This is a genomic window from Erwinia sp. PME.40.26/001, assembly GCF_055556675.1.
Genome location: NZ_JBVHNP010000014.1, coordinates 41,118 through 55,199, shown reverse-complemented (window position 1 = coordinate 55,199; position 14,082 = coordinate 41,118). Strand labels below are relative to the sequence as shown.

Here is a 14,082-nt window from a genome sequence, read left to right as displayed (position 1 = left end):
TTCCTCCAAAAAAATGATATATACCAATATCATTTAAAAAATCACATTCCCGTATTAACGATTTGCAATACAAATTGCATCAACAGGCAGCGTCACTGTGTCCAGCACGGCAGAGAAAGGGACATCAAGCCAGGGAAGATAGACCCAGTATCCCGCATCCACCATTTTCTGTGTTCCCTGATAATACTCTCGATAACACCCTGAGGCATGTTCTGATATAGAGCCACAACCACTTAAAAGAAATATAAGCATCAACACTGTTATTATTTTCATTCTCTTTCCTTATTTATTATTGTCATCCTAAAAAACAATAAAAACAGTGATTTGACGTAAAAAAAGCAGCCCTCATCCGATTTGATGACTCAATCGGGTTAAATGGTCGATTACAAAGGCATCTCGCTCATCATCAAACAATACCCCAGCCTGAGTCGCATTCACCATGCCTTCAAAACAGGCTTTGAATTGGGTCTCTTTGGAGGAGAAAGTATTTATTATTGGCAACTGCTGAGCTACAAAACGTTTTGCATCACATAAGCACATAAATTTTTCATACTGACTATCACTGAAATCAAGCTGTTGGGCAGCCTCGTCGCGTTTCGGGATACTTCCCATCCCCGCCAGCAGTGCCGATTGTTCATCAAGATCCTGCCACCCCCAGAACAATGCAGGGTATTTCAGTTGTTCCTGCTGCTCAGCATTCAGAATATCCGTAAAAAAATATGAAAAAATACGAGTATCCCAGAAACGAAAAATCCCTTCCCGTCCTTCTTGCCGGGCATTAGTGATCTGAGTCAGCCATTCTCCCAATCTGGATAATGGCCATAGCGAACATAAGATCAGTAGAGGCGCCGTTGAAGACATTTCTTTTGCCAGCGCCTGAAGCCAGTTCCATTGTTGCAAATCGTTAAACATAATCCGCATCAGCAGCGGTGCGTCCTCGGGATAAATATCCTCAGGCAAATCCTTATAGAGAGACTGCCATTTAATCTGCGGTGAAAAGCCAGATAACGCAGGGATCACGGAGTAATCCACACTGCACTGATCAACAATGACATCGATATAGTTCTGCCCAATCTGCTGGCAAAGCCGTTTAGCCCCCTCTAACCAGGCATCAGAGTATTCATTCTGCACTTGTTAACTCTCCCTTGGCACAAATCCTTTCGCCATTTCCTGTGCCCTTTTCAGGCACTCCTTACAGACAGAGGATGGAAGTTCCGGCATCGGAAAGTCTTCGCTCTGCGGCCCGAGCATTTCGTGCTGTCCCTTCAGGCTCAGCAGGCCAGGCCCGTGAATATGAATCTCTCCCTGCGGCGAAAGCCGTATATACGCTCCGCCACAGCTAAGCGTGATACCGTTTTTCGCCGTAAGCTGCAGATGGCCCTGAGTGGACTGCACTGTCACGTCTTTCAGAGAAGTCAGGGCTAGAGTGTCTGCGTGTGATTCAAAAGTCATCGGGCCTTTTGCAGAAACAAGCCGTACTCCTTCCTGCTGAGCCAGCATCGAAATCGCTTTGCTGGCATTGACAGAATGACGTTGTGCCGTAGCTATATTGACCTCACCCAGACTTTGCAGGTAAAGACCTTTTCCACTGTGCATTAACGTACTTTCAGGTGTCACAGCAGCTATTCCTTTTGGTGCCGCTATTAATAAGGCGGCCTCTTTCAGATTTTCTGCTCCGTTGACGAATTCCCTCAGCGAATCGGCATCCGGCGAAAAGTTGTGATGGGCACTGGTTATGCTCCCCCACTCGATTATCTGGTTCAGAGCCCCTTTTAGCAGGCTGATGGTCGGGGCCATCTCCAGTACCTGGCCCTGCCCTGATGCCTGTCCATCCGCAGTAATAAACAACCCTTTCTGCGCCCGTATCGCCCCCCAGCCGTCGGTTCTGAGCTCAAAGCCCTCGCCGCGCCGCTGTTTTTCGCCGTCGACCAGATGGCCGAGATTCAGCTGGCTTTTGCCGCCGTACTCGGTGCTGACCTTGATGTGCTCTTTACCGCGCTCGTCGTCGAGGCGGATTTTGTTGTTGGCGGGCGTGCGCAGCACGTTGCGCTTGTAGTTGCGGATGGTGACGTGGTCGCCGTGCGCAGAGTCGTGCAGCACGCCGGCGATGTACGGCCGGTCCGGGTTGCCGTCCTCAAAGCCTATCGCCACCTCGGTGCCCGCCAGCAGCGGCAGGTGCAGGCCGTACGTATCCCCGGCGTACGGGCGGGACTGGCGCACCCACAGGCTCTCGAACCCCGCATCCCAGTTATCCCGGTCAAACAGCATGCTGACGCGGTAGCGGCCGTCTTTATCAATATGCCCGTAGGTGTCGTTTTCGGTGGTGCTGGTGACGCGGGCCGGTAACGTGCCGGCCATCACCGGACGGGTGCCGGGCTCAGGGCGGAAGCAAAAATCAGGGCTGTCCGGGATGCCGTCAAACCTGACGCCGAAGTCCTCGTCACGACGCGCATGGCTGTGCATCGCCGTAACGACCACCCCATGAGCAAAGACCTCCGCCACCTCAATGCCCCCGGTGACCCTCAGCACCTGGCCGGGGGCCAGCGTCGGGCAGCTGGTGACGGCCCGCGTCCGCGTCTGTCCGTTCAGGTAGCGCTCATGGCGGATGCGGGCAAAGAACGCCCCCGACTCCGGGGCCGGGTTGCGGTCATAGTGGCTTCCCGGCGTCAGGTAGTTGTCGGCATAGTGATACGCATCCCCGTAGGTGGTGGCATCCCCGCGGGTCACATCCACCCGGGTGTTCATGTCTTCCGTGGCCCGGCGGTAGTTGTAATCACGGGTGCTGACCTGCTTCTGCACCACGTTATGATGGCTCTCCATCCCCCACACCGAGTCCCCCCCTGCCGAATGCTGGCCCGACGGCGGCACCGACGGCAGGGTCAGGCCTTTTTCATACCCCTGCTGGCCGTCGTAAAACTCCACCACGTCGATGTTCAGACGCATGTCGGTGGTAAAGCGGAACCAGATGCCGGCCTCACCCAGCAGGCGGGTGATAAAGTGCAGGTCGTCCTCACCGTACTGCATCACCTGCTCGCGGCGCGGGTACTCTTTTGAGAGTGAGAACAGAAAATCCTGACCGCGCATGCTGTGACGCTCGCGCAGGATTTTCTCGACGATTTGCGGGACCGACATGTCCTGATAAATGGCGTTCTGGTGCGAACGGTCGAGCAGCGCCAGGCGGGGCCGGAGCGTCAGGGCGTAACGGGTCTCATCCCTGGAGGTGCTGAGGCGTTCAAAACCGCTCACCACGCCCTGAAGGGTGCGCACCACCTGCTGCATTTTGATGCCGAACCCCTGGTCAACCGGGGCCTGCAGCGTCAGGGAGGCCGCTTTCATCAGCATCCTCTCTTTGCTGATGGCATGGTCACCGCTGGTAAATTCAATCCGGTAGCTGAACGGCGTGCTCAGGGCTTCATCGCCCTCAAAGGCCAGTACGTCGAGGGCTGACTCGCACCCTTTTACCGCCAGCAGGTGGTGGCTGTGGCTGAATCTGTTGGGGGGGTTATTGCTCATGTGTACACTCCTTGTGTAAGTTCAAACGCCAGCCGGATACCCTTTTCATCGCGCCAGCCCGGCGTGAATGTCCGCATGGGCGCGGTCTGGCAGAGCGAAGCCGCGCCTTCCACCGCACGGGCACAGTAAGGGGGCAGACGTCGCAACAGAATGGCTGGATGTCCCATACATCCCTCTCTTTGTCGGTTCCCGGACACGCTACCGCCCATCGCTGTTTCCTCTTAAGGGGACCAAAGCGCATACGGTCGGGCTGGCAGTTTGAGGGTTTCTTTGCTCAACCCGCGCGGGCAGGCGTTGAGCAAAGAACGGGCAGAAGAGACTGTCCGTCAGGACGCTTGCCCTGGACTACTCTCGAAAGTGTTGTGAAACGTCTTCATCCTGTGATGACGCTGAAGGTTTGCCCGGGAGCTGGCAGGCATCAGCCTGGGGTACCAGGCTGATTTCGACACGGCGGTTCTGCGCCCGGCCTTCCGGGGTATCGTTGGTTGCGACAGGACGGCTTGCACCATAACCCTGTACCGCAAAACAGCTTTCCGGCACATCGCCGGTGTCCCGCATCCAGTTACGCACCGCTTCGGCACGTTTCAGGGACAGCGCCTGGTTCAGTCCCGCATTGCCGGTGTTATCGGTATGGCCACTCACCACAATCAGCCAGCCCGGCTTCGCTTTGATACCGACCAGTGAATTCACCAGCATTTTGGTGGATCCCGCTTTCAGCACGAACTTGCCGGAATCGAACAGCGACATGCTGTCGAGCCGCACAATTGTCGGGGCCGGTTTAGCTTTCGGCTGCGGTTCAGACGGCAGTTCAGACGGCGGTGGAGGAGGCACATACGAGCGGATCGCCTCCAGCACCGGCATTCGCAGGTGCTCCCCCCGATACAGACCCAGGCTCATCCGGGCCGGTACGCCATTACGCGCCAGGTCATCAAGCTGTGCCGCATCGTCACGCAGGATGGAAACGGCGTCGGCTTTTGGTGCGAAATCATGCATAGGGATACGGTTGTAGCGGGCAATATCAAAACTCACCCGTTGCAGCAGCTGACGATTGTTCCAGCCACTGCTGAGCAGCGCGGCAATGGCCGCCAGCGTGAAGATCCCGAGCGCACATCGCCAGGTTCGTCCGCGCGGCGTCAGGCCTTGCCCTTTCGGCAATAGCGGCAGGATAAAATCCGGGAAGGGGGAAATCACCGTGCTGTCGGTCCCCACCGGCTGCCAGCCCGTCACCTGCTGCATCGCGGTGTGCCGGGAAAGCCACACCGTCCAGACCGAGGTGGCCAGGCTTCCGGCAAGGATCGGCCCCATTCCCCACAGCACGGCAGCAGGGGCGATGATCGGAACATCGGGGTTCTCATCCATAAAGACGGCTTTCACGTGCTGATGGAACCAGCTCATCAGGGTGTTCATCAGCACCTGCTGCTGCATCGCAGGCGTCCCGCCGGTAGTGACCCATGCGGCAATTGAGCTCGGTGCTGAAGACGCCCGCCAGACCCTTACCCCTTCCTCCGGGACAGCGGCTTGCCAGAGCATGTCATTTGTCATCGCACTGCCGATCTGACCATTCAGAACCAGCGGCACAGAATGACCGGTTTCTTTACGCAGCTGGCTGATTTGCCAGCGCAGGGCCAGCAGGCGACTGGTAAGACGCTCGCTGTCAGCGTGTTTCTGCGGGCAGACACTGACCATCACCGACAGCTGACGTCCCCAGTCAGGGCGCAGCCACAGTACCTGGCGGGCTGCCTGCTCGAGATCCTGATGATCTTCCACGCGGATCCAGCATCCCTGCGTGACAGTGAGCACCGGTGACTGCTGCATACATGCCAGCGGCAGATCGCCGCAGACCAGCACCACGGGCTGCCGGTAAGTGGCGTCCGGAAGGTCATCCAGACGCAGGGTGACATCGTGCTCCGCACGACGACGAGCGACAGCCCAGAACGCCATGATAAGCCCCAGCATTGCCAGCAGAACCAGCACAGAAACCAGTCGGGTGGCCGGCAGGAAACCCAGGCAGACCACGGCACTCAGCAGGGCAGCCCACAGCGCAAGCCCGCGCTGTTGTGCAGGACTCATTTCATGGCTCCCGGCAACAGGGTCTGCAGCGTCTGATCCAGCCAGTGATCCAGACCCCACCAGAGTGCAGCCACCACCACCACGCTCAGACCAATACGCACGGGCCATGACGCCAGCCAGACGCCCACTCCCCGGCTGGCAGAACTTTCCGCCAGTACCGGATGAGTTTGTGGATAGCTGAACGGCGTAACCTGTTCACTGAGGGCGTTGACGAGTTTCTGCCGTGCCGGGTCGTTCAGAGAGCAGAAGCTGCCGAGAAACCCCAGCTTCATGACCCGCTGAAAGCAGGTTACGACGACGTGGTCAGGAGCCGGTTCGCGCAGCACATCGCGCATCCGATCGCACAGCGTGTCACCGGCGTCCATGGTACCGAGGAAGTGGCCCTGCAGGGGAATGTCATACCACTGCACGCAGGCGTCATCCTCCACGCCCCGACCTTTGACCACCTCATCAAGCAGCGCACACTGTGCGGTGAGAATATGCTGACAGCTGGCTTCATCGAGTTCGCTCGCTTTCAGCTCACGCTGCACGCGCTCCACATCAGCGATACAGCGCTCCCACAGCATCCGGCCTTCACCATCCTGAAACTGCGGACCGTGGCGCAGGCTGATGACCTGAAGCCAGGTGTCCTGAAGCAGGGAATCAATATCAATGGATGCGGCAGCGCCGCGTTTTTGCTCACTCATGTTCTCAGTACCGCAAAGAGTTCAAGTTCAGGCTCACCCAGCATTCCCGGAACGTAAAACATACAGGTCCCGCCCTGGAGCATTTCAATGGCCAGTGGATGAGAGACATCAAGGCTGAAATACTGGTTTTCCAGACGCAGTGGAATGGCAGCCGGCACATGACGCAGAGGCAACAGAGGCACCCCCACCCGCGATGAATTAACGATACTCCTGACATGATCGGGACTACCCACCTTGCACTGACGCGGGAACTGTTCCTGCAGCTGTGCCACCGGCATCGGTGAGCGTACGGAGAGATAGTAATCAGCGCCTTCGCGCAGACGTGGGTCATGCAGACGAGCCTGCCAGAAGTGAAGCCGGGCATCATGCTCAAGCTCAATCGCCACCACCCGCGACGGCAGGCTGGCTTCCAGCAGGTCGCCCAGTAAATCGAACAACGGCGGGAAGACGTCATTCAGCTGCTCGTGCTGCCAGACCGGTATCGCGCTTACCTGATGCGCCAGCGAGAAGGTCAGCAGGCTGCCTGCAAGTCGTGCCAGTTCAGGGTACAGACGCTCAGGCGGGCTTTGCGGATGGCGCTGAAACTGCCCCAGTACAGGCTCTGCACTGTTCAGGGCATTGAGCAGCCAGAACAGGGAAACGTCAGCCACGGCAAAATCGGCCATACGCTCATTGCTTTCACGGCGCATCGCCATCAGACGGCTCAGGCGGGCGCGCAACTGGGTCATCAGCTGCTCCAGTTGGGTCGTCAGCCAGCGGCTGCCCTGGAGGGTCAGGAGTGGAGGGAGAAACGTCTCATCACATTGCCAGGAACCCTGCGAATCCTGCTGCAGTCGGGCGACCGGACAGCACAGGTAATCACTGTTGTTCTGATGAGCAAACCGCAGCGTCAGCTCTGGCTGCATCACCGCAATCTGGCGGGTATCGTCGCCGAAAGTATTGCGGACATCACGCCAGCGCTGGCGATATCGCACCGGACGCTCAGCCACCTCATCGGGTTTCAGGCAGTTGCCACCATTCGCCCGCAGCAGTGGAAGCGCCAGAAGGACCACCACCTCATGCGTAATGCTTTCAAGTGACAGCACCGGTGGCAGAGTATCTGCATTGTCTGTATCAATCAGCGTCCCGTCCTGAAAACGGATGTGCAGATGACGGGCCTGCAGACGGCCCAGCTTCAGTGTTTCCGGTTCGAAAGCGACATTGATCACGCCCCAGGGCTGTAATAACCCCATCCGGGCGATACCTTCAGCAGACCAGGCTGCGTACGCGACCTGCTGCTGGAAATGCTGGGGAGCGATCATAACGCCCCTGCCCCATAACGGTTGTTCCGTTTTCATCGGCTTCCTGCCTTAATGTTACGAGCATGGCCTTCAGCTGGGGGAGTTGCCGGGAGACTTGCTCTGGAGAAAAATCTTTCATGCTCTGAAATATCAGACTGATGCGTCATTGCTACCGTCAACAGCAAGCGTGTTTTTAACGATCAGGTTTGTTTTTGGAAAATATTCAGAAAGCACTGCGTCAACGTTGTTTTATTCACCTTCACTTTTTCGCGCCCGGACAGGGGTGCCGATTCCTGACCGTTACTGAAATCACCCGCCACCCGTCATTTCAGGGGGCGTTCAGTTTTATTGCTTGCCTCACCGCTATGCAGGTCAGGTTTTAGAGGAATACCCGCCCCGGGAATGTCGGACTGACAGGGAGCGTTAGTCATGGCTGTCCCTGTTCTAAAGAGTCATAGAAGCGGTCAATGCCAGTAAGAAATGATTAAGAAAGGCAAACCCAGGCAGAACAACCTCCGGTTCACGTCATCCGACGAGCGTCAAAATCCCGGGGTTAAAAGCGAGCGCATTCCTTACACCAGCATGTCAGCACTGTATTTTTGAGTGTTTATCTGAAATGTAAAAATTCGGATAACACCCAATAGGCGGAGTGTAGAAACGTTCCCTGCCTGATCGGAAATGAAAATGTGTAACAAAAATTTACAATTGGCGATTTTAACAAGCACAGATCATCTTTCTGATTTATAAGAATTTTCTTGCAAATCTCACCCAGGCCTTGTGGGATAAGGGTGTTCAGTAAGCGATCAATTTCACTTAGGGATTAAAAATCACCCAAATACAATGAATATTGTGAAAAGTCTGATTTTTCATTTTTTGCAAAAAAGGGGAGGCAGGACGTGACTGAACAGACGTCCATCTCACGGCCGGTTCAAATCTTCAATAATATTTATTATTGACTGGCCTGGCGGGCCTTAAAAAGCCCGCTTGCGCGGGCCCGGGTAAAGGTATTCAGCCGCCAAATACCAGCGTTGTAGACTTCGCTCCGGCATTAGCCGCCGCGAAGGTTTTCGCCTCGCTGGCAGACTTCGCACTGTAAGCGTAGTTAGACGAGGCCGTCCACCGCGCTTTGGGTGACTTCTGGTTGGTAATGGCGGGTACGCTGCCGGTATCCGTGAAGGTACCGGTCCCTTTGTCATCCAGCATCCCTTTGTTCGCACTCCCCTCACCGAAATAGTTATTCTCAGAGAGGATATTGGCATTCTGCGCCAGCGTGAAGCCCAGCTGGAACTTGTTAACGTAGTTACTGTAAACGTGGAAATAGCCATAGCGCATCAGGCCGGGAGCCCGAACCTGCATATTATCGAAGTAGCTATGGCAGAGAGTCAGATGAGGGAAGCCGTTATAGGCGGTATTGTTATCATCTGCAGGGTGGCCGAGGATCAGGCCATATTTATGATTGCCAAAGTAGCAGTGACTGATGGTCACGTAGTCGGCTTTATCACCGACATACACCAGTTTATCCAGACTGCCGTCGCCGTCGGACCAGGTATGGCCGATAAATGAGCAGTGATCGATCCAGTATTTACTGCCGTAGTTAAGGTAAAGCTGGATATCATCATTGTCTTTGATGTTCACCGAGTGCTGGAAAATCAGGTTCTGCAAAATGATATTCTGCGACGTGGTCGTTGCCCGGAAGTGGATATTGTTCAGTGTCCGGTTCTGGAATGAGCCCACGATGGTTTTATTGGAGCCCAGGCTGACTTTTGTCAGGGTGGAGGCGGTGATATTACTGTTAATGACCAGCACGCGCGCCGTGCTGTCGCCCGCATACTGGTTCAGCTGGGCCAGAGAGTTAATTTCTACCACCGTCCCGTTCCAGCCGCCCGTGACGTTAGCGGCTTTGGCGAAACCGACCAGACCCTTCAGCTTACTCGTTGGATATGTCATAAAAAGCCCTTATACGTATTACGTTATAGTGAAAAACACCGTGATACGACATCCTGTCGACAGAGCCTTCCGCTATCAGCCTGTATCACTAATAACATCGGCTAACCCGCCAGTGGCCGGGTACGGAACCCGTTATACGCCAGGCTAAAAACAATGGGCCAGCCAGTTCACTCTGCTGGTCGACAGGCAAACAGAACGCTTTGTCCGACACGCCTTTTGTAAGGAGATCCTGCTCAAATGTAACAGAATATAATAACCGTGAGCGGTAAGGCCTTATATAAGCGGGTGCCTATGACTGAATAAGATTATGTATAAAACGAACAGATTCAGGCTGAAATAAATAAGACATTCATCTCATAAAGGCCCTTATCGGCAAGGTTAATTCAAACTTTAGTTTATTTTATAAATGTTAAAAACAATACACACTTTGGCTTTTATGAATGGAATTAACAGAAATTGACTTTCTTAAAAAAGCATAACAAACAAAGAGTTAAAAAATTCAGCACGTTATGCTTCTATTAATAAATATCATCTATTTTGATCGTAGACAATCATTCATCTGAAACTATAATTCAACGCACTATCAAGAAGGTTTACTTATAGGCCGATAGTGAAACTCATTCGCAGAATTGAGTTATATAACTGACACATGGAAACAATGATTTTTTTAGTTGTAAAACCCCAAGATAATTTTTATTCCCTCACCCGTGGTTTGACTGAAAATCATATTGAACATAAGTGAAATTTAAAAAATGAAAAGACTCCTCAACAATATTAATTTGCCTGCAAAATTCCTGCTCCTTGCGTTTTTTTCATTGATGCTATTTGCGGTTCCTTCCTGGTTATTTATTCAAGAAGGAAACCAGCAGATCAACGTGAAGGAATTAGAGTTACAGGGTATTCCCGTTGAAAAGGAGATGCTGAATCTGCTTAATCTGATGCAGCGCCACCGTGCTGAAGCGGCCATTGCTATCGCCACCAATGATCCCGCTACGCCAAATCGTCTGGCACTGAAAGCCCGGATTGACCAGCTCAATGCCGCCCTTCTCACCACGCTCAGTGCCACCCGTAACAACGATGCCCTGCTGCAACGTTTTAACGCGCTGACCGCTGAGTGGGAGCAGCTGCAGCGCGATATCGACAGCCGCAATCTGACGCTGGCAACCAGCCTGAATCGTCACGCTGAGGTGATCCGCTCGGCGCTGGACCTGAATGTTGACGTGCTTGATTTTTACAGCCTGTCGCTGGATGCCGATTTAAATACCTATCAGTTCATTATCAGCTCCTTCAGCCGCCTGCCTGACTTAACGGAAACGCTGGGTCAGATCCGTGCCCGTGGTACGTCGCTTCTGGCGAAAAAAGACGGGATTGAGGACAGCGATTACGCTCGTATGGAGTTTCAAATCCGCAACGGGCGAAATGCCCTGCGGTTGTATAACGCGAACCTGAAGAAGTCATTTGAAACAGACGAAGAGGTCCGTGCAAAATTCAGTGGCAAAGGGGAAGCAGCGCTGCAGCAGGCCAGTGAGGCCTTAAAAATTGCTGAAGATGTGTTTGTGAACCGGACCAAAACCGATCTCCAGCCAGCGGAGTTTGTCGCCCTCTTCACCCGCGCCATCAATCAGTACAACACCTTTGGTCTTGAAGCGAGTGACGAAATCAGCCGGATGCTGTCTGAACAAATCAGCGCCCATCGCCTGGCGCAGGTTGAGTTACTCGGCGTACTGGCCGTGCTGGCTCTGTTTGTGGTGATCCTCGGGGTATATATCATCCGCTCCATCACCGGCCCCGTCAGCGATGCCGCGAAGGTTGCCCGGGATGTCGCCTCCGGCGATTTAACCTCCCACCTGGCAGTCACCGGCAACAACGAAATGGCCGGGCTGATTGGCTCCCTGATGCAGATGCGTGAGCGCCTTTCACTGCTGGTGGCAGACATTAAAGATAACGCCACGACGATTGCCACCTCTTCAGAAGAAATTGCCCAGGGCAATGGCGACCTGTCTGCGCGGACGGAAGAGCAGGCGGCTTCGCTGGCACAGACCGCTGCCAGCATGGAAGAACTCTCCTCCATCATTCTGCAAAATGCGGATAACACACGCTATGCCGCCGGCATGGCAAGCTCCGCTACGGATGCCGCCCTGCTGGGTGGGGAAGCGATGGAGTCGGTCCTGCAGTCGATGCAGAAGATCAGCGCCAGCGCCGGACAGATTGAAGAGATCATCAGCGTTATTGACAGCATCGCCTTCCAGACCAATATCCTGGCGCTTAATGCCGCCGTTGAGGCGGCCAGGGCCGGAGAACACGGGAAAGGCTTCGCCGTCGTGGCCGCCGAGGTCAGAGCGCTGGCCCAGCGTTCCGCAACGGCCGCCAAAGAGATCAAGCAGTTAATCGGCGTGTCGGTGGATAATGCCCGTCAGGGGATCGCCATGGCGCAGGATGCAGGGGATAAAGTGAAGCAAAGCGTGGGGGCCATTGAGCAGACCGCGCAGCTGGTGAACGAAATCTCCGCCTCGTCACAGGAACAGAGCGCCGGTATTTCGCAAATCAACATTGCCGTCAACCAGATGGACCAGGTGACCCAGCAGAATGCGGTGCTGGTAGAGCAGTCCGCCTCGTCGGCGGATGAGCTGGCCGCGCGGGCCGTTCAGCTGCGGGAGCTGGTTGCCGTGTTCCGCACCGCGCAGGCCGCCCACTAAACCGATTGACCGTGAATAAACCATCCGGTGTCGCCGCAGGGCGCACCGGATTTTTTTATTCCGGGATAACGCTGCCGGCAATCGCCCGCACATCACTGCCGGTCGGTGCCTGATGAATACGCAGGCCGAACTCGCCGATCACCGCAAAAATATGGTCAAAAATATCCGCCTGAATGCTCTCATACTCCAGCCAGACCACCGTATTGGTGAAGCAATAGATCTCTACCGGTAGCCCCTCCGGGCCCGGGGCAAGCTGACGCACCATCAGCGTCATATCCTGGCGAATCGACGGATGCTGGCGCAGATACTCGGTCAGATAGGCGCGGAAAGTGCCAACGTTGGTCATTCTGCGCTGGTTCAGCACCGACGCGTCCGCCCCCTCCTTCCCGTTCCAGCTGGTAATCTCTTCCTGACGTGATGCCATATAGGGCTTCAGCAGGCGTGCCTGCATCAGGTTGTTCACCTCATCAGCCGTGAGAAAACGGATGCTGGTGCTGTCGATATTAATGCAGCGCTTAATGCGTCGCCCACCGGAGGCGGACATGCCGCTCCAGTTTTTAAACGCATCCGACACCAGCGCATAGGTCGGGATGGTGGTAATGGTGTTATCCCAGTTGCGCACCTTAACGGTGGTCAGCCCGATATCAGTTACCGCGCCGTCGGCACCGTATTTGGGCATCTCCAGCCAGTCCCCCAGCTTCAGCATGCTGTTGGCAGAAAGCTGGATACCCGCCACCAGGCCCAGGATCGGGTCTTTAAACACCAGCATCAGCACCGCGGCCATGGCCCCCAGCCCGCTAATCAGGATCGCCGGTGATTTACCGATCAGCAGGGAGATCATCATGATGCCAATAACGATGGCACTCAGCAGCTTCACGCCCTGGAAAATCCCTTTCAGCGGGAACTGAGCAGCAAAGGCAAAGCGGTGGGACAGGCCAGAGATCACATCCAGCAGCGAGAAGAATGACATCAGGGCATAGAGCATGACCCACAGCTGCGCGCAGGTCGTGACGATCAATAACGCATCACTGTCTTTTTGCAGCCACAGCAGCGCCTGAATATTGACGATCATCCCCTGCACGGTGAAGGCGAGGCGGTGGAACAGCTTGTTGCCGGTAATGATTTGCAGCCACAGATGGCTGCTGCTGTTGGCCCGCCGTTCAAAGGCACGCAGGACGATGCGGTGCAGAATAAAGTGAACGATTAATGCTGTGAGAAAAATAATGCCAAAAATAATAATCAGCGAGGTGGTGTGATCAGGATTTATTCCATATTGCTTCAGAATCGCGGTCAACTGCGGCATAAAGCCTCCTTTTTAAAGCGAGGCGCGATCATGCCCTGTGCCGAAGGCAGGTTCAAGCCTTACAGGTAACAGTATCTTGCCGATGTATTCAGAGGTTAAGTGTTCAGGCGCTTAATCGCCGCGAAAAACAGCGATATTCAACGGATTGATTCCGCGCGCGGGCGGGTAATCTGACGGTATTATTGTTGACTGCCGTACCGGAGCATTCCATGCCAGATAAAGACGCCGTTGTTGAACGCCTCTCCCTAGAGGTTCTTGCACTGAGAAACATTGTGCAGATGCTGATCGCTTACGGCAATGTGCCAACGGGCGGCAAACTGAATAAGTACCTGGAAAAAATTGCGGAAGAGGTGGAACACCGCGACGGACGCGAAGCGAATAAAGCCATTGCGGATGTGATCCGCGGTTATATTCGCTAGATCATAACGAGGCCACCCGGTGCGATCGCCGGGTGACGTCGGCAGTGAAACGACGTTGAAGGGCGGGATAGCTTCCGCCAGCGGCGACGCATCGCCATGCGTGGCGTCGGTATTTTGCACCGTCTGATGCCCCCTCGGCGAGACGGCCAGCGTCAGTTCAGCCATCGC

Annotated in this window: 10 protein-coding genes and 2 pseudogenes; 2 read left to right on the top strand and 10 right to left on the bottom strand. The window is 54.9% G+C overall.

What is annotated here, in order from left to right:
- Positions 1–54 precede the first annotated feature (54 nt).
- The 9 genes and pseudogenes from ACZ3HG_RS22095 to ACZ3HG_RS22055 form a co-directional block, all read right to left on the bottom strand.
- Positions 55–273, bottom strand: a complete 219-nt coding sequence (locus ACZ3HG_RS22095; RefSeq protein WP_465334432.1) for a YceK/YidQ family lipoprotein — start codon at positions 271–273, stop codon at positions 55–57.
- 72 nt (positions 274–345) lie between these two features.
- Positions 346–1,131 carry a DUF4123 domain-containing protein gene (locus tag ACZ3HG_RS22090; protein WP_465334430.1) on the bottom strand — a complete coding sequence of 262 codons (786 nt, stop codon included), beginning with the start codon at positions 1,129–1,131 and terminating at the stop codon, positions 346–348.
- Between the two features lie 3 nt (positions 1,132–1,134).
- Positions 1,135–3,513, bottom strand: a complete 2,379-nt coding sequence (locus ACZ3HG_RS22085; RefSeq protein ID WP_465334428.1) for a type VI secretion system Vgr family protein — start codon at positions 3,511–3,513, stop codon at positions 1,135–1,137.
- 83 nt (positions 3,514–3,596) lie between these two features.
- Positions 3,597–3,680 (bottom strand): annotated as a pseudogene (locus ACZ3HG_RS22080) (Clp protease N-terminal domain-containing protein); the annotation flags it as partial.
- Positions 3,681–3,858: 178 nt separating this feature from the next.
- Positions 3,859–5,583, bottom strand: a complete 1,725-nt coding sequence (locus ACZ3HG_RS22075; protein ID WP_465334426.1) for an OmpA family protein — start codon at positions 5,581–5,583, stop codon at positions 3,859–3,861.
- Positions 5,580–6,269, bottom strand: a complete 690-nt coding sequence (tssL, locus tag ACZ3HG_RS22070; protein ID WP_465334424.1) for a type VI secretion system protein TssL, short form — start codon at positions 6,267–6,269, stop codon at positions 5,580–5,582. The genes ACZ3HG_RS22075 and tssL overlap by 4 nt, the downstream gene beginning before the upstream one ends.
- Positions 6,266–7,606 (bottom strand): type VI secretion system baseplate subunit TssK, encoded by a 1,341-nt coding sequence (gene tssK, locus ACZ3HG_RS22065; protein ID WP_465334422.1) that lies wholly within the window; start codon positions 7,604–7,606, stop codon positions 6,266–6,268. Before tssK ends, tssL begins: the two co-directional genes overlap by 4 nt.
- A gap of 22 nt (positions 7,607–7,628) precedes the next feature.
- Positions 7,629–7,980, bottom strand: a pseudogene (locus tag ACZ3HG_RS22060) (type VI secretion system contractile sheath small subunit); the annotation flags it as partial.
- 577 nt (positions 7,981–8,557) lie between these two features.
- Positions 8,558–9,496 carry a pectate lyase family protein gene (locus tag ACZ3HG_RS22055; RefSeq protein WP_191936794.1) on the bottom strand — a complete coding sequence of 313 codons (939 nt, stop codon included), beginning with the start codon at positions 9,494–9,496 and terminating at the stop codon, positions 8,558–8,560.
- Between the two features lie 752 nt (positions 9,497–10,248).
- Between ACZ3HG_RS22055 and ACZ3HG_RS22050 the strand changes: the two genes are divergently transcribed.
- Entirely contained in the window at positions 10,249–12,192 is a 1,944-nt protein-coding gene (locus ACZ3HG_RS22050) for a methyl-accepting chemotaxis protein (RefSeq protein ID WP_191934818.1), read from the top strand.
- 55 nt (positions 12,193–12,247) lie between these two features.
- Here ACZ3HG_RS22050 and ACZ3HG_RS22045 read toward each other — a convergent pair whose 3' ends face one another.
- Positions 12,248–13,495 carry a mechanosensitive ion channel family protein gene (locus ACZ3HG_RS22045; protein WP_191934817.1) on the bottom strand — a complete coding sequence of 416 codons (1,248 nt, stop codon included), beginning with the start codon at positions 13,493–13,495 and terminating at the stop codon, positions 12,248–12,250.
- 209 nt (positions 13,496–13,704) lie between these two features.
- Between ACZ3HG_RS22045 and ACZ3HG_RS22040 the strand changes: the two genes are divergently transcribed.
- Positions 13,705–13,914 carry a hypothetical protein gene (locus ACZ3HG_RS22040; RefSeq protein ID WP_062743051.1) on the top strand — a complete coding sequence of 70 codons (210 nt, stop codon included), beginning with the start codon at positions 13,705–13,707 and terminating at the stop codon, positions 13,912–13,914.
- The last annotated feature ends 168 nt before the right edge of the window (positions 13,915–14,082 follow it).

Coding starts and splice junctions, on each gene's coding strand:
- ACZ3HG_RS22085 (WP_465334428.1), bottom strand. CDS start 3,513: ATGAGCAATAACCCCCCCAACAGATTCAGCCACAGCCACCACCTGCTG.
- ACZ3HG_RS22040 (WP_062743051.1), top strand. CDS start 13,705: ATGCCAGATAAAGACGCCGTTGTTGAACGCCTCTCCCTAGAGGTTCTT.
- ACZ3HG_RS22055 (WP_191936794.1), bottom strand. CDS start 9,496: ATGACATATCCAACGAGTAAGCTGAAGGGTCTGGTCGGTTTCGCCAAA.
- tssK (WP_465334422.1), bottom strand. CDS start 7,606: ATGAAAACGGAACAACCGTTATGGGGCAGGGGCGTTATGATCGCTCCC.
- ACZ3HG_RS22050 (WP_191934818.1), top strand. CDS start 10,249: ATGAAAAGACTCCTCAACAATATTAATTTGCCTGCAAAATTCCTGCTC.
- ACZ3HG_RS22095 (WP_465334432.1), bottom strand. CDS start 273: ATGAAAATAATAACAGTGTTGATGCTTATATTTCTTTTAAGTGGTTGT.
- tssL (WP_465334424.1), bottom strand. CDS start 6,269: ATGAGTGAGCAAAAACGCGGCGCTGCCGCATCCATTGATATTGATTCC.
- ACZ3HG_RS22045 (WP_191934817.1), bottom strand. CDS start 13,495: ATGCCGCAGTTGACCGCGATTCTGAAGCAATATGGAATAAATCCTGAT.
- ACZ3HG_RS22075 (WP_465334426.1), bottom strand. CDS start 5,583: ATGAGTCCTGCACAACAGCGCGGGCTTGCGCTGTGGGCTGCCCTGCTG.